Annotated in this window: 26 protein-coding genes and 4 pseudogenes; 9 read left to right on the forward strand and 21 right to left on the reverse strand. The window is 60.9% G+C overall.

The window, feature by feature from the left end; genetic code table 11:
• Positions 1–142 precede the first annotated feature (142 nt).
• The 3 genes from Q7V03_RS08940 to Q7V03_RS08950 are packed head-to-tail and all read left to right on the forward strand — an operon-like array spanning position 143 to position 3,376.
• Positions 143–550, forward strand: a complete 408-nt coding sequence (locus Q7V03_RS08940) for a hypothetical protein (RefSeq protein ID WP_304925257.1) — start codon at positions 143–145, stop codon at positions 548–550.
• A gap of 55 nt (positions 551–605) precedes the next feature.
• Complete coding sequence (locus tag Q7V03_RS08945) at positions 606–1,493, forward strand: metallophosphoesterase (protein ID WP_304925258.1); 888 nt, start codon at positions 606–608, stop codon at positions 1,491–1,493.
• Positions 1,490–3,376: an ABC transporter ATP-binding protein gene (locus Q7V03_RS08950; protein WP_304925259.1), complete on the forward strand. Its 1,887-nt coding sequence runs from the start codon at positions 1,490–1,492 to the stop codon at positions 3,374–3,376. Before Q7V03_RS08945 ends, Q7V03_RS08950 begins: the two co-directional genes overlap by 4 nt.
• A gap of 291 nt (positions 3,377–3,667) precedes the next feature.
• Here Q7V03_RS08950 and Q7V03_RS08955 read toward each other — a convergent pair.
• The 8 genes and pseudogenes from Q7V03_RS08955 to Q7V03_RS08990 form a co-directional block, all read right to left on the reverse strand.
• Positions 3,668–3,826, reverse strand: a pseudogene (locus Q7V03_RS08955) (IS3 family transposase); the annotation flags it as partial.
• 97 nt (positions 3,827–3,923) lie between these two features.
• A pseudogene (locus tag Q7V03_RS08960) lies at positions 3,924–4,187 on the reverse strand (metallophosphoesterase); the annotation flags it as partial.
• Positions 4,184–4,972 (reverse strand): annotated as a pseudogene (locus Q7V03_RS23835) (DUF6880 family protein). The pseudogenes Q7V03_RS08960 and Q7V03_RS23835, both read right to left, overlap by 4 nt.
• A complete protein-coding gene (locus Q7V03_RS23840) occupies positions 4,890–5,327 on the reverse strand; it encodes a DUF6880 family protein (protein ID WP_370651093.1) in 438 nt (145 codons plus the stop codon). Before Q7V03_RS23840 ends, Q7V03_RS23835 begins: the two are co-directional and overlap by 83 nt.
• A 335-nt stretch (positions 5,328–5,662) precedes the next feature.
• On the reverse strand, positions 5,663–6,490 hold the full coding sequence (locus tag Q7V03_RS08975) for a metal ABC transporter permease (protein WP_304925262.1): 828 nt from the start codon (positions 6,488–6,490) through the stop codon (positions 5,663–5,665).
• Positions 6,490–7,347: a metal ABC transporter permease gene (locus Q7V03_RS08980; protein WP_304925263.1), complete on the reverse strand. Its 858-nt coding sequence runs from the start codon at positions 7,345–7,347 to the stop codon at positions 6,490–6,492. Before Q7V03_RS08980 ends, Q7V03_RS08975 begins: the two co-directional genes overlap by 1 nt.
• A complete protein-coding gene (locus tag Q7V03_RS08985) occupies positions 7,344–8,201 on the reverse strand; it encodes a manganese/iron ABC transporter ATP-binding protein (protein WP_304925281.1) in 858 nt (285 codons plus the stop codon). Before Q7V03_RS08985 ends, Q7V03_RS08980 begins: the two co-directional genes overlap by 4 nt.
• A gap of 21 nt (positions 8,202–8,222) precedes the next feature.
• Positions 8,223–9,113 carry a metal ABC transporter substrate-binding protein gene (locus Q7V03_RS08990; protein WP_304925264.1) on the reverse strand — a complete coding sequence of 297 codons (891 nt, stop codon included), beginning with the start codon at positions 9,111–9,113 and terminating at the stop codon, positions 8,223–8,225.
• A 116-nt stretch (positions 9,114–9,229) separates the two neighbouring features.
• On the opposite strand from Q7V03_RS08990, the gene Q7V03_RS08995 reads away from it, so the two are divergent.
• Positions 9,230–9,646, forward strand: a complete 417-nt coding sequence (locus tag Q7V03_RS08995; RefSeq protein ID WP_304925265.1) for a Fur family transcriptional regulator — start codon at positions 9,230–9,232, stop codon at positions 9,644–9,646.
• Positions 9,647–10,062: 416 nt separating this feature from the next.
• Here the strand turns inward: Q7V03_RS08995 and Q7V03_RS09005 are convergent, their stop codons facing one another.
• The 4 genes from Q7V03_RS09005 to Q7V03_RS09020 all read right to left on the reverse strand — a co-directional run bounded on the left by Q7V03_RS09005 (position 10,063) and on the right by Q7V03_RS09020 (position 12,042).
• Positions 10,063–10,431 (reverse strand): RidA family protein, encoded by a 369-nt coding sequence (locus tag Q7V03_RS09005; protein WP_304925266.1) that lies wholly within the window; start codon positions 10,429–10,431, stop codon positions 10,063–10,065.
• 14 nt (positions 10,432–10,445) lie between these two features.
• On the reverse strand, positions 10,446–10,742 hold the full coding sequence (locus Q7V03_RS09010) for a hypothetical protein (RefSeq protein WP_304925267.1): 297 nt from the start codon (positions 10,740–10,742) through the stop codon (positions 10,446–10,448).
• A 99-nt stretch (positions 10,743–10,841) separates the two neighbouring features.
• A complete protein-coding gene (locus Q7V03_RS09015; RefSeq protein ID WP_304925268.1) occupies positions 10,842–11,759 on the reverse strand; it encodes an FAD-binding oxidoreductase in 918 nt (305 codons plus the stop codon).
• Between the two features lie 55 nt (positions 11,760–11,814).
• On the reverse strand, positions 11,815–12,042 hold the full coding sequence (locus tag Q7V03_RS09020) for a hypothetical protein (protein ID WP_304925269.1): 228 nt from the start codon (positions 12,040–12,042) through the stop codon (positions 11,815–11,817).
• 22 nt (positions 12,043–12,064) lie between these two features.
• Between Q7V03_RS09020 and Q7V03_RS09025 the strand changes: the two genes are divergently transcribed.
• Complete coding sequence (locus tag Q7V03_RS09025) at positions 12,065–12,280, forward strand: hypothetical protein (protein WP_304925270.1); 216 nt, start codon at positions 12,065–12,067, stop codon at positions 12,278–12,280.
• A 70-nt stretch (positions 12,281–12,350) separates the two neighbouring features.
• On the opposite strand, the gene Q7V03_RS09030 is transcribed toward Q7V03_RS09025, so the two are convergent.
• Genes Q7V03_RS09030 through Q7V03_RS09040 form a run of 3 tightly spaced genes read right to left on the reverse strand, consistent with a single transcriptional unit; the run spans position 12,351 to position 14,718 of the window.
• The gene (locus Q7V03_RS09030; RefSeq protein ID WP_304925271.1) at positions 12,351–12,869 is read right to left on the reverse strand and encodes an ATP-binding cassette domain-containing protein; all 519 of its coding nucleotides are present in this window, start codon (positions 12,867–12,869) and stop codon (positions 12,351–12,353) included.
• On the reverse strand, positions 12,869–13,750 hold the full coding sequence (locus tag Q7V03_RS09035) for an ABC transporter permease (protein WP_304925272.1): 882 nt from the start codon (positions 13,748–13,750) through the stop codon (positions 12,869–12,871). Before Q7V03_RS09035 ends, Q7V03_RS09030 begins: the two co-directional genes overlap by 1 nt.
• The gene (locus Q7V03_RS09040; protein WP_304925282.1) at positions 13,747–14,718 is read right to left on the reverse strand and encodes an ABC transporter permease; all 972 of its coding nucleotides are present in this window, start codon (positions 14,716–14,718) and stop codon (positions 13,747–13,749) included. Before Q7V03_RS09040 ends, Q7V03_RS09035 begins: the two co-directional genes overlap by 4 nt.
• Positions 14,719–14,910: 192 nt before the next feature.
• Here Q7V03_RS09040 and Q7V03_RS09045 point away from each other — a divergent pair, with 192 nt between their 5' ends.
• Positions 14,911–15,696 (forward strand): IclR family transcriptional regulator, encoded by a 786-nt coding sequence (locus Q7V03_RS09045; RefSeq protein ID WP_304925273.1) that lies wholly within the window; start codon positions 14,911–14,913, stop codon positions 15,694–15,696.
• A gap of 491 nt (positions 15,697–16,187) precedes the next feature.
• Here Q7V03_RS09045 and Q7V03_RS09050 read toward each other — a convergent pair whose 3' ends face one another.
• On the reverse strand, positions 16,188–16,649 hold the full coding sequence (locus Q7V03_RS09050; RefSeq protein WP_304925274.1) for a hypothetical protein: 462 nt from the start codon (positions 16,647–16,649) through the stop codon (positions 16,188–16,190).
• Positions 16,650–17,120: 471 nt separating this feature from the next.
• Between Q7V03_RS09050 and Q7V03_RS09055 the strand changes: the two genes are divergently transcribed.
• Both Q7V03_RS09055 and Q7V03_RS09060 read left to right on the forward strand, forming a co-directional pair.
• The gene (locus Q7V03_RS09055; protein ID WP_304925275.1) at positions 17,121–17,960 is read left to right on the forward strand and encodes a 2OG-Fe(II) oxygenase; all 840 of its coding nucleotides are present in this window, start codon (positions 17,121–17,123) and stop codon (positions 17,958–17,960) included.
• Entirely contained in the window at positions 17,957–18,772 is an 816-nt protein-coding gene (locus Q7V03_RS09060; RefSeq protein WP_304925276.1) for a cyclopropane-fatty-acyl-phospholipid synthase family protein, read from the forward strand. The genes Q7V03_RS09055 and Q7V03_RS09060 overlap by 4 nt, the downstream gene beginning before the upstream one ends.
• Here Q7V03_RS09060 and Q7V03_RS09065 read toward each other — a convergent pair.
• From Q7V03_RS09065 to Q7V03_RS09075, 3 genes and pseudogenes are all read right to left on the reverse strand, one after another.
• Positions 18,745–20,064 carry a B12-binding domain-containing radical SAM protein gene (locus tag Q7V03_RS09065; protein ID WP_304925277.1) on the reverse strand — a complete coding sequence of 440 codons (1,320 nt, stop codon included), beginning with the start codon at positions 20,062–20,064 and terminating at the stop codon, positions 18,745–18,747. The genes Q7V03_RS09060 and Q7V03_RS09065 overlap by 28 nt on opposite strands.
• Entirely contained in the window at positions 20,046–21,425 is a 1,380-nt protein-coding gene (locus Q7V03_RS09070; RefSeq protein WP_304925278.1) for a B12-binding domain-containing radical SAM protein, read from the reverse strand. The genes Q7V03_RS09065 and Q7V03_RS09070 overlap by 19 nt, the downstream gene beginning before the upstream one ends.
• A gap of 94 nt (positions 21,426–21,519) precedes the next feature.
• Positions 21,520–21,791, reverse strand: a pseudogene (locus Q7V03_RS09075) (IS21 family transposase); the annotation flags it as partial.
• An 80-nt stretch (positions 21,792–21,871) separates the two neighbouring features.
• On the opposite strand from Q7V03_RS09075, the gene Q7V03_RS09080 reads away from it, so the two are divergent.
• Positions 21,872–22,447 carry a LysR family transcriptional regulator substrate-binding protein gene (locus tag Q7V03_RS09080; protein WP_305346510.1) on the forward strand — a complete coding sequence of 192 codons (576 nt, stop codon included), beginning with the start codon at positions 21,872–21,874 and terminating at the stop codon, positions 22,445–22,447.
• Here Q7V03_RS09080 and tnpB read toward each other — a convergent pair.
• A complete protein-coding gene (gene tnpB, locus Q7V03_RS23845) occupies positions 22,364–22,624 on the reverse strand; it encodes an IS66 family insertion sequence element accessory protein TnpB (RefSeq protein ID WP_370651094.1) in 261 nt (86 codons plus the stop codon). The genes Q7V03_RS09080 and tnpB overlap by 84 nt on opposite strands.
• A gap of 297 nt (positions 22,625–22,921) precedes the next feature.
• A complete protein-coding gene (locus Q7V03_RS09085) occupies positions 22,922–23,656 on the reverse strand; it encodes a pseudouridine synthase (RefSeq protein ID WP_304925280.1) in 735 nt (244 codons plus the stop codon).
• Between the last annotated feature and the right edge of the window lie 506 nt (positions 23,657–24,162).

Genomic DNA, 24,162 nt, shown 5'->3' on the forward strand with positions numbered 1-24,162 from the left:
AGCTTCCGGATAACGTTCAGTAGTCCCATGTCGATCACTCCTTTGAACCCCTCGCTCTTCGCTTGGGGGAGGGTCACATGGGTCAAATCTCAATGGAAATTATCCGCCTACCCGGGTCACTTCTCAGTGCAAATCAACAGCCGTGGGCATCAAGGCCTCGATCCGCGATCTGCCGAAATGGTCGGGTAACGATCCCGAAATGATGACCCGGAATTGGTCGAACCCAATGTATTTCTCGGACCCCTTTGGTTCTTTCGGTGTGATGTGGGCACCGAATGGCCCGTCCGAAGCGGAAGGACGTTTCAACACCGATGCGGAATATGCCGAAATCTGGGATCGCTTCCGGTTCTCCAAGGACGTCGAGGCACGCCGCACAGCCTATGCCGAACTTATGGACCGCATCGCCGCCAACCCGCCGGTCCTGCCGCTTTACCGCCCCTACGAAAGCTGGGCGATGACGCAGAACGTCACTTGGGCACCCAAAGCCGGGCACGTCCCCTATGTGCTGGATTTCCGTGCCGGTTCCATCTCGGTGTCGCCCAATAACTGATATGCCCGGCCCGCTGCATCTCTGCGGCGGGCCGGCTTTCCCAAAGGAACATAGTATGACCCTCCGCATCGCCATCGTCACCGACATTCACCACGGCAAGCCGTCAACCGCCAAGCGGGGCGATGCTGCCCTTGGCCTGATGGAGGAATTCGCCCGCTATGTGAAGGACAGCGGCGCCACCCATGTGCTGGATATGGGCGACCGCATTTCAGATGAAACCCGCGACACCGATCTGGTGCTGGCCGCAGAAGTGGCTGAGGCGTTCCGCGCCGTCAACGCTCCGGTCTGGCACCTGAACGGCAACCATGACCGCGACCACATGACCGTGGCCGACAACGAGGCTTTGCTGGGGCAGTCGCTTGACCACGCGGTACATGACATCGACGGCTGGCGCATCGTGCTGTGGCGCGCGGACAGCCGCATCCGACGTGGCGACGAAGGCAACGGTTTCGTGCTGACAGAGGCTGATCTGGTCTGGCTGTCGCGCACCATGCAGGCAACCGACCGTCCGACGCTGGTGGTCAGCCATGTCCCGATTTCCGGCCACGCCCAGACCGGCAACTACTATTTCCAGAACAACCCCGGCTCCTCGACTTACCCGATGGGCGAACGCGCCCGCGCGGCGCTTGCCTTGGCCCGCGTGCCGGTCGTGTGCCTTGCGGGTCATGTGCACTGGAACACGGTGACATCGGTCAACGGCATCACCCATCTGACCCAGCAATCGCTGACCGAAAGCTTCACCACTGCGGGCGAGCCTGCCGGCGCGATGGGCCTGATTGAACTGTCAGACACCGTGTCCTGGGATGTGGTGGGCGCCGATCCGATCCGCTTTGGCTTTCGCCCCACTTCCCAGCGCTGGACGCCGCCAATGCCGGATTTCGCCACGCATCCGGAACTGCGCAGCCACCACGCTGGCAAAGCTTTGAACGAGGCAAAGCCATGACCGAAGCCCCCTTGCTTTCGATCAAAGATCTGTCGTTGACCTTCGGGTCGCACCGGGCTGTGAAGCATCTGAGCTTCAGCGTCGCCCGCAGTGAAACGGTGGCCCTTGTCGGCGAAAGCGGGTCCGGCAAATCCGCGACCGCGCTGGCAATCATGCGGTTGATCGAGCGCGAGGGGGGCGCGATTGTGGGCGGGCGGATCGTGCTGGACGGCACGCCGCCGCTGGATCTGGCGGCACTGTCTGACCGGCAGATGCGTGAGGTGCGTGGCAACCGGGTTGCGATGATCTTTCAAGAACCGATGACGGCGCTCAATCCGGTACTGACGCTCGGCGATCAGGTGACCGAGGTTTTTCGCCTGCATCAGGGGATGGACCGCCGCGCTGCACGGGCCGCGGCGCTGGCGGCGTTTGAACGGGTGCGTATCCCGGATGCCGCCCGCAGACTGGACCAGTTTGCACATGAGCTGTCGGGTGGGTTGCGTCAGCGGGTAATGATTGCCGCCGCGCTGGCGTGTCGCCCGGATCTGCTGATTGCAGATGAACCCACAACCGCATTGGACGTGACGACGCAGGCCGAAATTCTGGCGCTGATCCGCGAGTTGCAGGCGGAAACTGGCATGAGCGTGCTGTTCATTACCCATGACATGGGCGTGGTCGCGGCACTGGCCGACCGTGTTGTAGTGCTGGCGGGTGGCGAAAAGCAAGAGGAGGGCGGGGTTCACGATATTTTCGCACGTCCTCAGGCGGCCTATACTCGCAGCCTGATGGAAGCGACACCCAAGCTGGGCAGTGGCGCACCTGCCCCGGTTCTAGTGACGGCCTCGGTGCGCGAGCCGGTGCTCGCTGTTGAAAACCTGTCGGTACGCTTTGCGGTCCGGCAGGGCCTGTTTCAATCCGCCCAAGCCGCGTTCCATGCTGTGAATGGTGTATCCCTGACCATTGGCCGAGGGGAAACGCTGGGGCTGGTGGGGGAATCGGGTTGCGGCAAGTCTACGCTTGCACGGGCGATCATGCGATTGGTGGAACCTGCTGAGGGCCTTATAAAACTGGTTGGGCATGAGTGGACAGGCCTTTCCCAGCAAAGCCTGCGCCCCTTGCGGCGCCATGCGCAGATCGTTTTTCAAGACCCCTTCGCCAGTCTGAACCCGCGCTTGCCGGTCCATCGGTTGATCACGGAACCTGCGTTGATCCACGGTCAGGTCGAGCCTGGCCATAGCCGCGATCTTGCGTTGGAACTGCTTGCAAAGGTAGAACTTGGCCCAGATGCGCTTGACCGGTTTCCGCATCAGTTTTCGGGTGGCCAAAGGCAGCGGCTGTCGATCGCGCGCGCGCTATCGGCCCGTCCGGCACTGATTGTCGCCGACGAGGCTGTCTCGGCGCTGGATGTGTCCGTGGCGCGTCAGATCACCGACCTGATGGCGCGGTTGCAGGCCGAAGACGGGCTTTCATTCCTATTCATCAGCCATGACATCGCCGTTGTCGAACGGGTCAGCCACCGCATTGCGGTGATGTATGACGGTCAGATTGTTGAAACCGGCCCGACAGACCGTGTCCTGTCAAACCCGGCGCATGGCTACACCCGGCATCTCTTGTCTGCCGTTCCGATTCCGGACCCAAGCAAACGCGAACGATCCCGATCCGTGGCCACAGCGCATGTCGCGAGACCAGCCCTACTGTTGCCACACGGGCAACAGCCACAGCGCCTGATCATGGCCGAAATCGCGCCGGGCCATTTCTGCGCCGTGCCAAGCGAGACACATCTACGCTTTGCCACGGCACTTTCGGCGCCGGTGCGCGGCAAACTGACGGCAGCAGAGCAAGCACCTAGGCATTCCGCGCAAACCGGGATCGATGCACAAGCCACCTTGGACGAAATCGCCTGAGCCCTCGCAATCTGTGGCACCACGTCAGGCCAAACGCATATCAAGGCCGCTCCGATGACAGGCACGGTCTTTTTGTCCTCGTCAGTTCTGAATGCCTGATGCAATCCCTCAATGCAGCAAGTGATCAGATCATGGTCAGACAGCGGGCGGCCATCCGCATCCAGCGACGGGATGATCTGCACTCCCCCAGCGTGACCCCGCGCGTCAGGGAACATATCTGAAGAGGTAATCGAAATCCCACTCGGGAACATTCTTGGATGTTGCAATGCGCCGGTCATGGTATTTGTCGCTCAACGCGATAGGGGTAGATTTGTGGCCCGGTGCCGGTTTCGACGTGTTCGGCTTGCGATAGAGCGCCTCGATGCCCATCCGCCCCATCAGGGTCGTGACGTGCAACCGGCCCGCCGCGAAGCTCTTCTGCACCAGCAACCCCTGCAACATCAGGCTGCCCAACGGGGAATTCATCCAGAAACGTCTGGTGCTGGGCCGTGTTTTTGGGGGAATGCGCCTGCATGTAGCCATCATCCGTCCCATCCGCGTTCAAACCCGGTCGATGATAAAGTTGCGCGTTCAGTTCGTGGTTGCCCACAATTGCGATGCCATGCCCCTGATCGTGCATGGCGCGGACGAGGGTCAAGACAGATCGGTTCGTGCCGCCCCTGTCGATGAAATCGCCCAAGAACGCCGCGATACGCCCCTCCGGATGCGCCCAAGCCTCAGCGCCCGCTACATAGCCGAGGACCGACAGCGTCTGCGTCAGGCGGTCTATGTCAACGTGAATATCGGGAATGATGTCATTGCGCTGCTTCATGCGAAGTGCCCCCAGAAGCCTGACTTGCAGCCATGGTCGCGCTTCAAGCGGGCGAGATAGGCGGCATCAGGTTCGAACCTCCCAAAACCCCCGATCTCGCTGGCCAGCGCATCGCATTCGGCCAGATGCCGCGCCGCATCTTGGTCGCGGCTGGATTTTGCTGCACCCAAGGTAAAGTCGATCATCGCGCGCAAGGCCAGTGTGGCGGCCAAGGGGTGACGTGCTGACAATGACGCGGCGGCCGGAGTCAGGACCTCATAGTGGTTGCCGTCTTGCTCGGCAAACCGCTGCTGAACCAGCTGTGCAGCCCGGTCCAAGGCGAGCCAGTGTATCACAAATAGCAGAGCCGAGAGGGCGATGGGATAGGCCCTTGCATAGGACCACGCCCGTTCCTCAGCGAGGATGTCCTCGAAATCGGGAAGCCGTTTCAGAAAGCCGCGCAGCTAGTCAGGTGAGAGATCTCGTTCGAAACAGGTCCGACGGAAAGTCTGCGCGTCGGCCATGCGATCAAGCGCCTCCAGCACTTCAAGGCGGGCATCCTGCCATGCGCGGGGAATCCAGCGGCTCTGGTCCACCTCGGCCCGCCCGATGAAACCGAGCGTATCCTCTGCCCTGCCTGCGGCCAGCAGACGCGCCGCGATCTTGGCGGCGATCCTCGGCACCTTGCGCGTTGCCGGATCGTACTGGGCGACGCGGACGCCTTCATCGCCAGGCTTTTCCGGGCGCGTTCTTCCATCTGATACGCATAGGTGGCGCCGCCACTTCCATGGCCCACCGCCTCCCATTTGCCCTTCGGGGGCACAGGAACCGGTCTCGCCGCCAGCGCCTCAATCCGTTGCTTAAGATGGGCGGGCTCCTCGGCCCCCGCGCGGGAGTCAGGATCGCAATCAAGCCGTCATACTGGCCGTAACCATTTTCACTCAAAGCCTCGACTACCGCATCGGTCAGCGCCCCTGAAGGCGGCGCGGCGGCGAGTACGATCTCGCCCAGCAGCGCGCAGGCATCGTGAATCACGCCAATGACGCTGCTGTCATCGCAGCGCTCGAACAACGGTGTGGCAACCTGCATGAGGCGCCGGGTTAGCGCCTCAACAGGGGTGGCTGATGCACATGTGCAACCCCTATAGGGGTAGTGAATCACACAATCAAACCGCAGGGAGTCCCCAGCTGTTCACATATATCGCAAACCGCAGTAGGGTTTGAAACTGTTTTTTGGGAGACAATCCAAGTCGCTTACAGATCGTGCACAGCCCCGGGTCTTGGCGCCAGCCGCTTCGCTGGGTCTTCCGGTTGGAGCCGCCAAGGCCGGGAATTTTTGGCAGGCCGTCGGGGCATATCCGCCGCTCTACCTTGGCACAGGACGTAACGCTAACTTGGGTCATCCCTTTTTGCTGACACCAGAATTGGCACATTGCGATGCCGTCACAAGAAGGCATCCACGCCACCAACACAGCCGGGCGTCGCAACCATTTTTTATCAAATCAGAGCGTTGGCTCGCCGCCCCTTGTATTGCCGCCACAAGAAGGAAGCCACAAAGGCCCCTGACAACAGCAGGATGATCGTGGGCGCAGGCGCAGAATCGAGCCAGAACGACAGGTAGACCCCGCCAAGCATGGCCGTAATCGTCACGACCACCGCCACGGCCAGCATACTGCGGAACTCGCGCACCAGCAGGAACGCGATTGCACCGGGTGCAATCAGCAGACCAATGGCAAGGATCAGCCCCACTGCCTTGAGGGTGGCCACGATGGTCAGCGAGATGATCGCCAAAAGGCCATAGTGCATCACCCCGACCCGCAGCCCGATGGCCCGCGCATGGGCCGGATCGAACGCGTGCATCAGCAGGTCTTTCCATTTGGCCAGCAGCACCGCAGACACGCTAAGGGCCACAAGGCCCGCCGTCCAAAGATCCTCGGGGCCAACCCCCAGCATGTTGCCAAACAAAATGTGGTCAAGGTGCACGTTGGTTTCCACCTTGGTATACAACACCATGCCAAAGCCGAACATGCCGGAAAACACGACGCCCATCACGGTGTCGCGTTTCACCCTGCTGTTATCGCCCAGAAACCCTACGGCCAGAGCGCAGAACATGCCTGCTGCAAACGCCCCGATGATCAACGGAATGTTCAGAATATAGGCTATCACGATGCCCGGCAGAGTAGCGTGGCTGATGGCGTCGCCCATCAGCGACCAGCCCTTCAGCACCAGAAAACAGGATAGCAGCGCCGTGGGTGGTGCTATGAACAGCGTCACCAAAAAGGCGTTCTGCATGAATGGGAACTGGAACGGAGACAGCCAATCCATCACTCGGTTCCTTTCAACGCGGCGGCGGCGCGGCGGCGGGCGGCCAGCATGCCGTGTTTAGGGGCAAAGACAAACGCCACCAGGAACAGTGCGGTTTGCAGGCAGATGATCACGCCCCCCGTAGCCCCATCGAGGAAAAAACTGGCATAGGCCCCGACAAAGCTGGTTACTGATCCGATCACCACTGACAGAACGATCAGACGCGGGAAGCGGTCGGTCAAAAGATAGGCTGTCGCCCCCGGAGTGACCACCATCGCCACCACCAGAAACGCACCGACGGTCTGCAATGCAGCTACGCAGCAGGCCGACAACAGCACGAAGAACATGAACTTCAAACGTTCCGGCCGCAGCCCAATCGCCCGTGCGTGGTTTTCGTCAAAGAACGCCACCATCAGGTCTTTCCATTTGGCCAGCAGCACAGCCAGCGACACAAAGCCTATGATCGCCAGTTGCAGTGTATCGGACGGCGAGATGGCCAGAATGTTGCCCAGAATGATGGTCTTGACGTCCACCGGGGTCGGCGAGACCGAAATCATGAACAACCCCAGCCCGAAGAACGAGGTAAAGATAATGCCGATGATGGTGTCTTCCTTCAGGCCAGTCCGCTGGTTCAAAAACAGCATCGCCGCCGCCGCGATGCCCCCCGACAGGAAAGCGCCAAGCGCAAACGGCAGGCCCAGCATATAGGCCCCCGCCACCCCCGGAACGATGGCATGGCTCAGTGCATCGCCGATCAGCGACCAGCCTTTCAGCATGAGGTAAGCCGACAAAAACGCGCAAACGCCCCCGACCAAGGCCGACACCCACATCGCGTTAGTCATATAGCCGTAGCCGAACGGCTCCCACAGCACGCTCATGGTGCCGCCTTACGGGTGCGGTCGTCATAGATCACCATCGGGCGCTCGTCGTCGGTCAGAATCGTGACTGCACGCCCGTCGGCATCGTCATGCAGATCGGTTCCGCCCAACACGAAATGCCGCAACACACCGCCAAACGCCGCCTCCAGGTTGACGCGGGTAAAGGTTTCCTCGGTTGGCCCGTAGTTCAGAACGGTGCCCTTGACCAGCACCACCTGATCGCAAAACTCGGGCACCGACCCCAGATTGTGGGTCGATACCAGCATCACCCGGCCTTCGTCACGCAATTCGCAGAGCAGGCGGATGATTGCCTCTTCGGTCTGCACATCAACGCCGGTGAACGGCTCGTCCAGCAGGATCACTTGGCCGTCCTGTGCCAGCGCGCGCGCCAGAAACACCCGCTTGCGCTGCCCGCCGGACAATTCGCCAATCTGGCGCTTGCGGAAATCAGACATGCCGACGCGGGCCAGCGCCTGCGCCACGGCCGTATGATCTGCTGCCTTGGGAATGCGCAAAAACCCCATGTGGCCGTAGCGGCCCATCATCACAACATCTTCAACCAGCACCGGGAATGTCCAGTCAACCTCTTCGGCCTGCGGCACATAGGCCACGATCCCGGCCTTCAGCGCCGATTTGACCGACTGGCCCAAAATGCCGATCTCGCCCTGGCTGACCGGTAAAAAACCCATGATTGCCTTGAACAAAGTCGATTTGCCCGACCCGTTCACCCCCACCAACGCAGAGATAGTGCCGCGCGGAATGGCAAAGCTGGCGTCACGCAGCGCGGTCAACCCGGTGCGGTAGGTTACACTGACACCGCGGGCCCATAGCCCCGCAGTGCTGGTGTCGGTCATGGCGATGCGGTCAGTCAATCTTCAGTTCCCTACGCTCGTGGTCAGACCGGTGGCGATCGTTGCCGTCGTTACCCGCAGCAGATCAAGATAGGTCGGAACCGGGCCGTCCGCCTGCGACAGACTGTCAACATAAAGCACCCCACCATAGGCCGCCCCGGTTTCGCGCGCCACCTGTTCGGCGGGGTCGGTGTTCACCGTGCTTTCGCAAAACACCACCGGAATGGCATGTTCGCGCACTGTATCGATCACCCCGCGCACCTGCTGCGGCGTGCCTGTGGCATCGGCGTTGATCGGCCAAAGATAGGCCTCATTCAAGCCCAGATCGCGAGCCAGATAACTGAATGCACCTTCGCAACTGACCAGCCAGCGTTTCTCCTCGGGCACCGTCGCCAATTCGGCCTGCAAAGGCGCCAGCGCCGCCGCAATCTCTGCCTTGTAGGCAGTGGCATTCGCCATGTAGTCGGCAGCGTTGACCGGGTCAGCCGCGGCCATCGCCTTCGCAATGTTATCCACATAGATCTGTGCCGACACAGGCGACATCCAGGCATGAGGGTTAGGCTTGCCCTCGTAGGCCCCTTCGCGGATCGGCATCGGATCAATCCCGTCCGACAGCGTGGCCGACGGTACGTCGCCCAGATTGCCAAGGAACTGCTCAAACCACCGCTCCAGCCCCATCCCGTTCCACAAGATCAGATCGGCGTCTTGCGCTGCCACCAGATCGCGCGGGGTGGGTTCATAGCCGTGAATCTCGGCCCCTGGCTTGGTCACCGACACCACGGTGGCGTGTTCCCCCGCCACGTTGCGGGCCATATCGGCGATGACCGTGAAAGTCGTCACCACCTTGAACTCGTCCGCGAACGCAGGGGCGCAAGCAAAAGCAGTCAAGAGAGCGGCATAAGACAGTCGGCGCATTAACAATCCTCTCAATGAACGTTGATATGATAATGCGAATTATTCGCATAATGTCAAGCGAAATGCAAATGCTTCTCAATCTTGATCGGTGAGCCACCATGCTGTAAAAGCAGTCCATGTCCAATGCAAACACCCACTCCGAACTCGACCTGCGCGCCGATGGCGTGCGCATAACCCGTCAACGGCTGGCCATTCTGCATGTATTGCGTGAAGCGTCCGACCATCCCCGCGCTGAAGACATCCTGACCCGCGCCCGCCAGCAAGACCCGTCGGTGTCCCAGGCGACAGTCTATCGCACCCTCGCAATTCTAGAAAAGGCAGGCACCGTGCAGCGCAACGAATTTGACGGGGCGGGTGCGCGCTTTGAACTGGCCGACCGCCAGCACCACGACCATCTGATCGACCTCGATACCGGTGTGGTTGTCGAATTCCACTCGCCCCGCATCGAGCAGTTGCAGGCCGAAATCGCCGCCGAACTTGGCTATGATATCGAACGGCACCGGCTGGAGCTTTACGGTCGCAAGTCGACCTAAACTGCGCGCAGTGCTTCGGGCGGTGGCTTGGGCCTGTTGGGCGAAGTCGAGCGGTTGATGGCCGCGCTGATCGCGGCGCTGTCGATCTGGCGAAGATGCGTCGCGCTCGGGCCCGACGTGTGAGTGCCGCGGCAGATCATTCATGCCAACGGCCCCATTACCGTGATGGCACTGGAGGCTTTCGCTCCGCCGATGGCGATGGTCGATTGCGGATAGGGGCAGTTGCGCACCCATCTCTCCGATTTTCTCGCAGCCTACAGCTTCGCACGAAGGCTCAAGACGCTGAATGGCCTCATGCCCTACGAATGCATCTGCAAAATCTGGACAAAAGAGCCGGAACGATTCATCCAAAACCCGATCCACCAAATGCAGGGGCCAAACAGACCCAGAAAATTCCACCCGACGCTTGCATGATTTCAGACCTCCAACCTATCGACCTCCCCGAGGGCCGCAGTGACCATTATCTCGACACGCATCTCGACGTCACCCAGCTCGACGGCGCAACAGCAGCGCGTGGGCGGATTTCCCGCTGCAACCCAGTCCTTCCAGACGGAGTCCATGGCCGGAAAATCAGCCATGGTTGTTATCCAGACCTCGGCCGTCAGCAGGCGCGACTTATCGGTGCCTGCCCGCGCTAGCAAAGCATCGATCTTTGCAAGCGTCTCGTGGGTCTGGGAGGCAACATCGCCGCCTGTGTCGGAGAACTGCCCGGACAGATAGCAGACCCCATTGTATTTCACCAACCGGCTCCGGCGGTCGTTCACGTCGAAACGTTCAAGTTTCATGCTAGTTTCCTTCCTCAGGATTCCCGCCCGGCCTTGCGGCTTTCAAGGGTAGAGACGATGTTGAAGCCGATGCTGCGGAAGGGCTCCGGGGCGATCAGACTGGCTGTTCCCATCGCTGCGGTGACCTCGGCAGGATTGCCGACGCCGCGGATCAACTCGGCCAAATGCCGGCCCAGCATGGTGCCCTTGGCGATGCCGCTGCCATTACAGCCGCCCGAGGCGAACAGCCCTTCGTCGATTTTGCCCCACCACGGGGCGCCGTTCAGGGTGAAGGCTGCGGCCCCCCCCCCAGACATGCTCAAAACCAACATGCCGCAGCCCCGGCCAGCGGCGCTCAAAGCGGTCGCGCAGTTTCGCAACCACCTCGGTCTGGCTCAACTCGGTTTCATGCGCATAGAGCGAGCGCACCATCAGCCGGTTGCGCCCGATGCGCCGCGACGTGGTCCCCAGCCGGTGCACAGGCAACAGTCCCCAGGCGGGCGCAGTTCCCAGGCGGGCGCAGTTCCCAGCTGACCCAGATCGGCTTTACCCAGAGCTTCGGTCACTGCCGCATAGGTAAAGATCGTGGCCATCCGTAGCTTCAGATAACCGAGCCTGGGGATGAAGCTGTTGTTGGCCAGCGCGACACAGCGGGCGCGAACGGTGCCGCCATCGGTCGTCAGTTCCCAGCCTTTGGCGGTGCGGTCAATCTGCCTGACTGGCGAATTCTCGTAAAGCGTGACACTGGCGGACAGGGCATCAGCCAACCCGCGGATCAGCGCCGCCGGCTGCAGCAGATAGGTGTCATTGAGGAAAAGGCCCAGCCTGTAGTAACCCGACCCGGTTCGCTCGGCAATCTCTTGGCGTCTCAGTACAGAGTGGGCGATGCCATTGGCCCGCGCCACTTCAATCACACTGCGCAGTGACGCCTCGCCCGCTTCGGTCGCGGCCGCGCGGATCGATCCGACCTTCTGCATGTCACAAGCGATGTCGTAATCGCGCAGCGTGCCGGTCAGCCAGTCGAAAGCCCCGCGTATCAGCGCGGTCTGACGGCGCGCTTTCTCGGCCCCCGCCATAGTTGCGGTGCGCGGCAAGACATCGGCGGAGGTGAAGCCCGAATTGCGGGCCGAGGCGCCTTCGCCGATGGTGCTGGCCTCAAGGACGATGATCCGCGCCTGCGGGTCAAGTTCTTGAAGCCGGCGTGCGATGGCAAGGCCCGTGAAACCGGCACCAATCACGGCATAGTCGACGGCCAGATCGGTCCCGAGCGCCGGGCGCGGAATGCGCGGCGGCAACATCGCGTTCCAGCCGCATTTGTTCGCGTAGGTCGGGAATGTCTGTTTGGGCATGATGGTTTCATTGCAAGGGAAATGGGCCGCGGTTTCCCGCGGCGTGTGAAGCGATCTATTCGGTGAAATGGGTTTGGTCGGTGACCAGCGGCCCAAGCGACATCGAACCGGTGAACGCGTGCCCCCAGTTCAGGGTCTCGCTCCTGGCCCAAACCCCGGCGGTCTCGGTCATCGGAATGCCGCAGACCGCTTCGAGGATCAGCCGCTGGGCCTCTTGCCAAAGCGCGATCTGCTTTTGCGGATCGGTCTCGATCCGGGCGGCCTCGATCTGGGCGTCGGCCACGTCGCAATGGCTGAAGTTGGTTATGCTCGGCCAGCTTGCCGATAGGGCTTGGGGCAGCTTCGATCAGGCTGCGGGTATAGGCATCGCGCGGCCTGGTGAATATCTCTTGCACCGTACCGCTCTCGATCTCACGACCCTGGCGCATGACGATAACATGATCGGCGACCTCGGCCACCACGCCCATGTCATGGGTGATGAACAGAACTGCGGTTCCCGTCTCGCCTTGCAAATCCTTTAGCAGCGCAAGCGTCTGCGCCTGAATCGTTACGTCCAGCGCGGTCGTCGGCTCGTCGGCTCGTCGGCAATGATCAGTGCGGGGTCGCAGGCCAGCCGCATACATTCGGCGCGCGCTGGCGCATCCCGCCCGAAAAGGTATGTGGATACTGGTGGATACGGGCTTCCGGGTCCGGGACACGCACCTTGCGCAGCATTTCAAGCACCGCTTCCCGCAGATCGGCACCCTTCAACCCGCGGTGGATCCGGATCACCTCGGCCAGTTGGTCGCCGATCCGCTGCACCGGGTTAAGCGAGGTCATGGGTTCTTGGAAGATCATGCTGATCCGGCCGCCACGCACTTTCTGCAGTTCGGATTCGGGCAGGGTCAGAAGTTCGCGGCCCTCAAACATAATCGATCCTGTCGCCCGCCCGATCCGGTCGGGCAGAAGCCCCATGATCGCCCGCGACGTGACAGACTTGCCGGAACCGGAACCGCCCACCACGGCCAGCGTGCTGCCCGCCGCGATGTCGAAATTCAGATTGTGCACAACCGTGGTGCGGCCGAAAGAGATGCTCAGGTCTCGCACTGATATGAGGGGGGGGCGGTACATCATGAGGCGTCCTTGAGTCGGGGATCAATCGCGTCGCGCAGCCCGTCTCCGATCAGATTGAAGGCCAGCACCAGCAGCAGAATCGCAAGGCTGGGAATGATCGCCATGTGGAACGCGCTCAGAATATTGTCAAAACCATCGCGCACCATACCACCCCATGTCGGGGTCGGTGGTGCAAGCCCAAGCCCGATGAAGGCCAGCGAGGCTTCGGTGCGCACCGCGGTCGCCATCCACAGGGATCCCATGACCATCACCTCGGGCAAGATCGCCGGCAGGATGTGGCGAAACAGGATGCGCGGCCCCGAAAAGCCCATCGCCTGACACGCCTGTACATATTCGCGGTCACGCTGCATGATGACTCCGGCTCGGGCGATCCGGGCAAAGGCTGGTGTTGCAGTGAAGGCGATGGCGATAATGATATTGGTCAGCGTCGCGCCCATCAGCGCGACCAGCGCCAACCCGAGGATCAACGCGGGGAAGGCAAGCACCACATCCATCACCTGCATCAGCAGGATGTCGATGCGACCGCCCAGATAACCCGCGATCATGCCGATCAGCGAGCCGACCACCAACGCGATCATGATTGCGAAAAAACCGATGGTCAGTGAGTACCGCGCCCCGAACAGCAACCGCGACCAGATATCGCGGCCAAACTGGTCAGCGCCAAGAATGTATTGCGCGCCGGGTTCGGCCAATTGTGCCATGATGTTTTGCCGAGCGGGGGCGTGCGTCGCCAGCAGCGGCGCAAAGATCGCCATCGCGACCAGCGCGCCCACGATGATCAGCCCAATCCAGGTCGAGGCGTTCAGCCGGGCGACGAAGCTGCGAAAGGCACTCTTTCGGCGGATCGGTGCAGCAGTGGCAGCGCTGGTATCGGTCATTTGTACTGTACCCTCGGATCAAGGAAGCCATAGATCAGGTCGGTAAGAAGATTCACCACGACGATCATCAGCGTGTAGATCACGATCATGCCCTGCAGCAGCGTGTAGTCGCGCTGGGTCAGGGCGGTGAGGATCAGCTTGCCAAGGCCGGGCCGCGAAAAAACGATCTCGGTTAGAATCGAATTTCCCAGCAGAATGCCCAGATAGAGACCGACGACCGTTGTGATCGGGATGGTGCAATTGCCGAGCGCATGGCGCCATATCACCGCGCCCGAACTCGCGCCTTTTGCACGCGCCGTCCGCACGAAATCCTGATTCAGCACTTCGAGCATCGCAGATCGCGTCACGCGGGTGATATAGGCCATCATGATCAGCGCCAGCGACAGGGTTGGAAGCGCCATCTGCCGCAGCCGATCGGTAATCGTTTCGCCGGCTCCCGCGCTGATGACCGGGAACCAGCGCAGATGGATCGCAAAGACCATCAGCAGGATTATCGCCGCAACGAATGCCGGCAGCGATAAGCCCAGAAGCGACAGGAAGCGCAGGATGTAATCGGGCATCCGGTTGCGTCGGACCGCCGCCCATACTCCGGCCGGAACACCCAATACGACCCCGAGCACCAGCGCGGCGATGGTCAGTTCTATCGTATAGGGGAGCACCGCCAGGATCTCCTGCGACACGGGCCTGCCCGTTACCATAGAATTGCCCAGACTGCCCTGTACCGCTTGCAGAAGGAAATCGCGATACTGAACCAGCAGGGGCTGATCCAGCCCAAGCCGCTCATGCAGCGCGGCAATGCTTGCGGTGCTGGCCTGATCCCCGAGGATCACAAGAGCCGGATCCCCCGGCAGAATCCGCACAATGATGAAGACCAGCGTCCGCACGCTGAACAATGTCATTGCGGCAAAGCCGAGGCGTTTGATAAAAAAATGGCAGCATCGGCCTATCCTTGGCTCTCTGGCTGCCAAATTGATCTGGCAACTACGACCGCCGACACGCGGCAAGCGGATGACTGACGATCTTTCCATTTCAACCGCAGGTGTACATTTCCGTTTTGGCAAGAGACTAGAAATTTTCACCTGTGTCAATATATTCCTTTATTTAGCATAGTAACCGTCATATAAATCCAATTATTGGAATATTACGTACGGATTCGCTCCATGGCCACTCAAACCAAATCTTCCCTCAATGCCGAGCGCGCGCTCGAAATCCTGCTGGTTCTTGGGAGCGTCGGGCCTGAGGGCATCAGCCTGTCGCAGATTTCCCAGCGTGTCAGCGCCGCAAAATCGGCCGTCCATCGCAGCCTTGCCGCACTACTGCTCAAGGGTTTTGCCGAGCCCGCCGGGCGATATGGGCACTACCGACTCGGCCCATCCATTCCGATGATTGCGCGGCGGCAGGAGTGGCTTGAGCCTCAGCTGCAGCTTATCCGACCCGGCATGACAGAATTTGCCCAACGCACGGGCTTTACCGTCTATCTGATGGTGCAGGCCGGGCTGGATGCAGTCTGCGCCGAGATGGTCAGCCGATCATCCCGCGATCATTTCACCATGGGCGTGGGCGGGCGGGTGCCCATGGGGGTGGCTGCCGGCAGCGTGGCACTGCTTTCAATGCTATCTGAAGAACGCGCCCAACAGATCATTGAGGCAAACACTGAGCGTTTGATCAAGCATCCTTCGCTGCTCCATATCGATAGCAAGGTTGTCGCAGAGCAGGTCTTCGCGGCGCGCGAGCGCGGCTATGCCGTGAACATGGGGTTCTATTTGCCAGGCGTCGGTGGCCTTGGTCTGCCTATCCCGGGTCGGGGCGGCTACAATGTCAATGTTGTGGTGTCATTCAATGTCCCAGTTGAGATGATGAACGATGTCTGGATTGAGGCCAGGATAGTCGATCTGCGGGAATGCCTTGGCACCAAGGTCATAGGGGGCCTGATGTCGCACTTTTAATGCCTGCCGCGTCCCCGATCTTCGAAGGGCCCTGAAGGCATTTGGATGCGATGACGGTTTTCCTTCTGGTTGGGCCGGAGTCTGCACATTCCGATCATCTGGCCGGTCGTTCCAACAACATCCGGTCACCTGTCAAGCGACTCCTAGGGTTGCCGTCCGCTGGGTGGTGAGTTTGGAATCAGCCTTTTAAATGCGTCTTCCCAGTCGCGGAGCCGATAGCCGCGGCCGAGATGAGTACGATCCCCCCGCCATAGGCTCGAAGCACTCGCGCCGGGGCAACGTGTCGGGCAGTCTCCACTCCGACCCGCCAGACAACAGCTTGGCGGCATTCATTGCAGCGACCACTGTTAAGACGATTTGAAACACACTAGGGTTGATGCCGGCGGCAGGGGAATATTTGGCCACGGCCTTGGTGCAGTTTGAGGCAGCACGAAAGCTGCGCTTCGCCTGACAGTGATTGGCCTGCGGTTACCTGGATTGGCAGGCAGAGCCTATTCCCCGGCATAAAAGCTTTTCGGGATTCGGCGGCTGTGATCCAGCGGCAGGCCAGCGTCCTGCAACAGATCGCCAGCCATGGCATCCGCGTTGCTCCCGGCCTCCAGAATCTTCTGCCAGATGTCACGAACAGCCGGTGCGACACGGGGTTCCTTAACGGCGCGCGCCGTATGCAGCCAGACGGCAAGACCATCGCTGCTGTCATAATCACGCTGCTTGCGGAGCGCCGCGATCCTGGTCGCGGCGTCATTTGCAAAACGAACGATAGCCGCAGGTTTCCAAAGAATAAGATCATGCAGATCCTGCCCTTTCACCGCGTATGAGACAGCCCAGAATTGCGCTGCCGCCGCATGGCTCTCAACGATATGAGGCTTTGCGGTCTGCAGTTTGTCAGACAAATTCTGGGCCTCGGTGACCAACGCCATCGTCGCCTTCTCCAGCTGCCAGTCATTGAACATCGCATCCTCCTGTAACCCTTATGGCGGGGAATGGCGGAAAGGAAAACGGGTGTTCCAATTCGCGTTAGCTGCGGGTGCGACAATCTTGTGGTGCCATGGGGTGAGCGCATTTTCCAGTTTGCGCTTCGGAAATGTGTCCTGAGCATCATCGCTGACTAAGCCTGCCCCTGGTACCAGCTCTGGCCCACGATAGGGCGCCTAGAGGCTTCGGCGCAAATCTCGCGGTGTAAGCCGGATGAGGGCGACTACTTCATGCCGATTCCGAAAAATACCTCAATCGATACCATTGATGCTGGCCATCAGATAAGCAACAGTTTCTGGATGAACAATGGCGACGCCCGCTTCAGGGTGCCATGAAGGGCAGACAGTGCAGATATTTCTGATGACCCCAGCGATTGCCCCAAGGACGTGGCGCTTTGAATGCGTACGCCGCCACCCTGTCGGTCTTAGGACAGGCGGTTCGGTGCTGCTGTGACTGTGCTCTTCGATCCCGGCTTTCTCAAAATCGAACAGCACTCGGCGAATGACGCCGCACCCGATGCCACGGCCATTGGGCGGCTGCGCGCGGATGCGCTGGATGTGCTGATCTTGCATGACGTGGTGGCACCGCAGGCCCTTGCTGTGTTGTGCGATCGGCTGGAACGCAACGCAGCCGGCTTTGATGTGACCGAGTTCCCCGGCCCGTTCCGATCCTTCTTTTATGGCCGCAACCTCAACCTGAATACGCCAGATATGGATGACTATTTCGCCGCTGAACCCCGCTTTCGCGCCGCCATCGCTCGGCTGGGCGAGGGGCTTGCGCTGAATCTGATTGCGCGGACCTCTGCGGTGCTATCGGCTTTTGATAATGGCCGGCATTATGGTACGGCCCCCGGACCCACCGCGCCCGAGCAGCATTTCTTCGCCACCCTGCGCGGCCATCTCGACGGCGGCTATATTCCGGCGCACTTCGACAACGAACAATCGCTGCGTCCCAGCTACCGCCATATTGCCAGCCAAACCCAGTCTGACATCTTTTCCTATGTGCTGACACTGGCCACCGCTGAACAAGGTGGCCAGTTGGAGTTGTTCAATCTGCGCGCCTCTGATCATGCGGGGGATTTTCGCAACTCCGAAGGCGGGCGCGGTGCGGTTGATCTGACGACGGTGGAAAAGGTGGCGCTGCCGATCCCGGCAGGGTCGATGGTGCTGGTGAACTCGGGCCGGCTGCTGCATCAGGTGTCGCGCGTGCAGGGCGCACGCAAACGCTGGACGATGTGCAGCTTCATGGCGCTTTCGGCGGCACCCGACAAAGTGCTGTGCTGGGGATGACGACTCCCGAGCCGTTGTCGTATGTCGCCGGGCTGATTGCGGCTCATGCGGCGGGGCATACCGGCGATCACATGCATCTGGGCTGGTTCGCGCCGCAGCACGACGACTGCGATGATGCCTTTGGTCGCGCCCAGACTGCGATGGTGGAACGGCATCTGCACCACGCGGTCCTTCCGGAGGGCGCCGTGGTGCTGGATATTGGCTGCGGGCTTGGCGGCACGCTGCGGATGCTGAATGAGCGGCAATCCGGCACACGGCTGATCGGCGTCAACATTGATCCGCGCCAGATTGCGGTGGCGCAGCGTCTGACGGCGTTGAACGGCAACAGCCTTGAATGGATCATCGCAGATGCTGCGGCCTTCGCCCGGCCCGGCCTGTCTTGCGACACATTGCTGTCGGTTGAGGCGATGTTCCACTTCCCCGACATGGCGAGTTTTTTGCAAGCGGTGGCGAGGGTTCTGCGGCCCGGCGGGCGGGCGGTGATCAGCACGATCCTGCTCAGCGGTGAGGGTCAGGCCGATCTCGCGCGGTCTGTCGCTGTGGTCGCGCGGGGCTATGCGCCCTGGCCCCTGCCGGGTCTGACCCTGCCGCAGTTGCTTGGCCTCATAGACGAGGCCGGGCTCGATCTGATCTTGACCGAAGATTTGACCGAGGCCGTCGCTCCGACCTTTGATATCATCGCCGACGTACCGCCAAAAGATATCACCCCTTCGGCAGTGACCGAAATGCGCCGCCTGCTGGAGCGGGGTGGGCTGCGCTATGTTCTGCTGGTGTTGCAACCGCGTCAGGCGGGCGGGAACACCCAGAAGTAATCGCCGCCCGCACCGCCTGCGCCTTGTGCGGCCAGCGTCAGCCGATCGACGGTGCGCGCCATCTCGGCGCGGCTCCAGCCAAGGCAACTCTGCATCTTCAACGTCACCGGATCATAGTCCAGCGCATGTTCAACGGGCGAGCGCGCCATCAGCGCACTGGGCAGCACCGCGCAATGGTAGACCCGCAGCCCGGTGCCCAGTTCCCGCGCGCGTTCATAGTTGCGCCAGAATCCATCGGGGCTGTCGCCCGGCAGGCCCATGATCATCTCGACCGTCACCGAGGCCACCGACCGCAGCGCCGCAAGCAGGCTGGGAAACCGCTTGGCATCATAGCGGCGCTCCACCTGTTCCAGCACCGCTGGATCGAACGATTGCAGCCCGACGCCGATATGCGCCGAGCCGATGTTGCCAAGAAACTCCAGATGCGCCTCGCGCAGGCTGTTGGGATAGACCTCACAAATCACCGCGCGGGTTTTCAGAAAATCGGTTTCGGCAGCGGCTTTGCGCAGGCTTTCAAACCCCGAATTGTTCAGGTTCAATCCGGCATCCGCCAGCAGCAGCGCGCGCAGGCCCAGCCGTTCCATCGCGGCGAATTCCTGCAGGATGTTCTCGGGGCTGCGCACGTTGCGCGGGGCCTCCATCACGCCCCATTCGCAAAAGCTGCAACTGAACGGGCAGCCGCGATAGGTTTCCATCAGCCCGATGCCACCCCCGGGGATCAAGCCTTGCTGATAGGGCGAGGCCAGCGCCTGCATCACGGCCCCGTCGCGCGCACCGGTTGGCACAAAGCCCGCAGCACTGTTGATCCGCAAGCCGCGGATCGCGGCCCAGACCTCGGGCGTGCGCCGCCGGTCGCTGACCACTTCGGCAAACGTGGCCTCACCGTCGCCCTCAACCAGCAGATCCACCCAGTCCGCGCTGGCGGCAAACGGCGCATGCGCCAGCATATTGGCCCGCGCCGAAGGGCCGCCCAGTACGATCAGGCGGTGCGGATCATCTGCGGCCAGCGTATCAATCACCTGAAGGATTTTCGGCAAAGACCATAAGAATGCGGACCCGCCGATGATGTCGGGATCAAACGCCAGGATTTCTTCGGCAACCTCGCCCGGTGCGCGGCCACTTTCATCCCAGATCTTCAGCTCCAGGTCCGGCAAACCCAGCGCGTTCAACGCGGCGGCCACCATATAAAGCCCCATGTTTGGAATATAGGGCGGCAGCGCCGGATCCGGTTCGGGATACCACCCCAGCAGGGCGACGCGGCGACCCGTGCGTTTCATTGCCGGAACGACCACCAATACGCCCCCGACGAACCGCCCGTCCGGTGCGCCTGATCCGTCAACTCATGGCGCATCGCGGTTATGGCGCTGGCCGACCAATCGCGATTTGCAATCATCGCCAAGGTGTCAGGTTCAAACTCGATGGCCCATTCGGGGCGCGCCCGCGTCAGCAGCGCATCGGGCAGCACGAGGCAGTGATAGGCCCGCACCGACCCCACCGGCAGCGACATCGCAAACTTCAGGGTGCGGCGAAAACCTTCGGGCGTGTCACCGGGCAAGCCCATGATGATCTGCACTTCCAACTGCGCAACCTGCGAAAGCCGATCCACCGCCGAGGCGAAGCGGGTCATCTCAAAGGGTCGATCATGGGCGCGCAACACGGCCTCATCCATGCTTTGCAACCCCACTCCCAGATAGGCGGCACCGACATCGCGCAGGAATTCGAGGTGATCCTCCTTGATCACCGTCGGATAGATCTCTGCCCAAAACAGGGATTCGGCCAAAAACCCGTCCACCGCATGCGCCTTGACCAGATTGCGGAAAGCGCCGGCGTTTAGGTTCAGGCCGGCATCGAGCAGGAACACGGCCGGGGCCTCCAACCGTCGGAATGCCGCAATCTCATGGGCAATGTAATCGGCGTCAAACACGTCGCGCGCGGGTCGACTGACACCCCATTCGCAGAACCGGCACCCCAGAGGGCAGCCGCGATAGGTTTCGAGATAGGCAACCGCCCCCGCGGGCATCAGCCCCATCGCGTAGGGTGAGGGGATTTCGCCCATCGGAATATGTCGCGCCGGAGCGGTGCGCAGCCAGCCGCCCTCGGGCAAGCGAAGCGCAAGACCGCCAACTGTCGCCAGCCCGGCGCGCGTGATCGTCTCCAAAGCGATGATGTCCTGAATGACCGCTTCGCCATCGCCCACACAGAGCGCGTCCAGAGCCGCCGCCCGCGCCGCATAGCTGGGAAGGTCAAACAGTTCTGTCCGGGCAGACGGCCCGCCGAACACGATTGTCACCTCTGGCAGCTTGGCCCGCAGATCAACGGCAAGATCTAGCAAACCGGGCGTCGACCAGACATAAACCGACATTCCGATCAGGTCGGGACCAAATTCGCTGACCGCTGCACTCAGTTCGGCACGGTTGCTGCGGCCCAGATCAAACACGCGCACCTCGCGCGGCACCGGCGACGGCGCAGAGAGGGCGGCGGCATAAATGCGGTGGATGCCATAGCTTGGCATCGGCAGCGGCATCTCGCCACCATCCATATCAGGAGAAAGGCAGATCAAGGCAATTTTCAAAATCGGTCCAGTCTCTGACGTATCCTTGGTCAGGAAGGCAGCCCATCCACCAGCAACCCATATTTCTAAGCTATATGCCATCGCGTCCCGACGGCACAACCTATCCCTTTGGCTTCTGGTGCTGATGCCGCATCAGAGCGCGCAAAGATAAAGAAGTGTGCAAACGACGGGTCATCCGCGTCACGCCAGGACGCCTTAACTCGCGGTCGATCACCAACCAATCAGGGCTTGGCCGATCCGGGTCAGGCACCGTGGAGGGCGCAGGAAAAAGCAAAAGCTCAAGGCGTCAGCCAGACCCTCGGGCAGCGGCCAGCTTAACTGGGCTCTTTGGGCGCGGCCCATATAGGCCGCAACGCTCCCCTTGCTGAGCCCGAGCGACACGGCAATATCCCGGTCACTCAATCCTTGCCCAAACTTCAAACGCAAAACATCTCGCATCCGGCGCATGTTCAATCGTCCCGTCAGCAGTTTGCTCTCCTGCCTTCCTGAAGGCGCATCTATCCTCAGCCTGCCGAACAGACCTGCCCATGATCCGGCAAAATCACTGCCCACCATCGCGCGAAACACGCAATCATGTTGCACGCTTGCGACGTGAGGTGGACGTGGCTGTTTTGCCAGATCTTCCCATCGATGCCCGATTCTGCCGTGCGGCGGCGGTGCGGCAAGAGGTCGTGGCGATTGTGGGCGCACAAAGCCCGCTGGTCGGTCTTGCCAGCGTCACCCTTGCCAGATTGGCTCAGGAGCCGCTGATTTACCGCACGCAGGGGTCTTCGACGCAGAAGATCATCGACCGTGCATTGCGACAGGCAGGTCTTGCACCGCAGCCACGGCTTGTCGCCGACACGCGCAATGCCGTCTATGAAGCTGTGGCCGTCGGCATCGGCGTCGGCTTCATGTGGCGCTACGGCACCAACCGCACCGATGCTGTGCGCGTATCCCAATTTCTGATTTGCGTTCCACGACCGAAGAGGTGGTATTTGCGATGGCAGATGAAAAGAACGGTCTTCTGGATATGCTCTTTAATGCGGCCGGAAGATTCTTCGCGCATGAACAAATTCCTGGATCTGGCAATTAGCCGGACTGCAAAAGGCATGCGGGTATAGGTTCATCACCCCTTCCTTGATCGCGGACCAGATGAATGTGTGATCTTTCAGCCGTTTATAGGCCATCACCAAACCGGTGCCGCCCCAATAGAGCAACTTCAGCCGATCCGCCTTGCGCGACTGGAACACAAATACGGTGCCGGTGAATGGATCCTTGTGCAACTCGTTCTTCGGCAAAACCGCCAGCCCGTCATGATCTTTGCGAAAGTCGATCGGCTTGGACGCCCCATGATGCGCACCCGGTGCGACAGACAGATCACAAGCTCACCCGCAGTGGTTCCGCCAATTACGCGACCCGACGGGCATCGGTCTGTGCGTCCAACTGAAGGGTCATGCCGCCAACAACCTGCTCGACCCGATCCAGCTGCACTGCAGCAAAGGGTCAGCGCGCTCTGCCCTTTGTCGCGCGCGCCCTGACCTCCACAGAGATGGATGGCGTTCGACCACACATGTTGAGATCAACCCGCCGTCGACTTACTGAAAGATCAAGGCGATATCTGCGGCACTCAACAGCTGCCACTGACCGGGAGCCATGCCATCAGGCAGTGACAGACCGCCCAGATGTTCCCTGTGCAGTGTTTCGACGTGGTTACCGGTGGCAGCAAACATGCGGCGCACCTGATGGTATCGGCCCTCGGTAACAGTAAGCAGGGCTTCGGTTTCCGAGACCACTTCCAGTTCAGCAGGAGCCAGCGGCTTGTCCTCGCCATCCAGCATCAAGTGGCCCGAGGCAAACAGCTTGCCTTCAGTGCCATCGAGCGCGCGTGCCAGCCCGGCGCGATAGGACTTTTTGATGTGGCGTTTTGGGCTGATGACACGGTGCAACAGGTCGCCATCATCGGTCAGCAACAGAAGACCGGACGTCTGCTTGTCCAATCGGCCGATGGTCGAGATCGCCGGATTGCGCCGTTTCCAGCGCTCGGGCAAAAGGTCATAGACCAGCGCGCCGTCTTCCTTGTGCGAACAGGTCATACCCAAAGGCTTGTTCAAAAGAATGACCATGCCCGCGATCGGATCGAGCGCCGCGCCGTCTATCTCCATACGGGTCTGTAAATCTGGAGTGACAGGGATGCGTTTGGTGACGTCCGAGAGCTCGGCAGCGTCCAGTGTGATACCGCCAGCCTTGGCCATTCGCGCCATGTCGTTGCGGGAACCATAGCCCATGGAGGACAGGAGCTTGTCAACGCGGGAGGACGGAATCTTAGCCATTAATTTTGGTTTCTCAAGTTGTCCGAAGGCCCCACCCACGGCATCGCAAGCGCTGATCTGATGCTCAAGATATCCCAAGCATGACCTTTGTCTTAGGCTTGTAGCGCCACGGGTTTATCGCCACAAGCCGGCATTTCGATCGCGGCCTTTCATCATTTGCCTCATGTGAATTGTTCGACCGACACCATGCCGAAAGTCCTGTGACCACATCACAAGTAGAGCCAGTTGTTCCATCCGGGATGAAACAACTATGCTGCGCGGCTCAAATTCTGAAGGGAATGATTGTCTAGCTGTTCCATCCCGGAACATTGCATCGATCCCCGCCGTCTGGCACTGTTCATCGCAAGGTCTGCGCTTCGTGATCTGATTGCCGGGTTGCAGGCTGATGCCAAGGGGGTGCAGGCGGTATGATGATCTCACTGCATAAGAACGCGACGACGACGCCCGGCACTCGCCAGCGGATGTCCGGGAGCGACGCACCCGCGGCGGTTCTCGCGCTGCGTTAC

It is taken from the genome of Cypionkella sp. (assembly GCF_030652235.1).
Classification (GTDB): domain Bacteria; phylum Pseudomonadota; class Alphaproteobacteria; order Rhodobacterales; family Rhodobacteraceae; genus Cypionkella.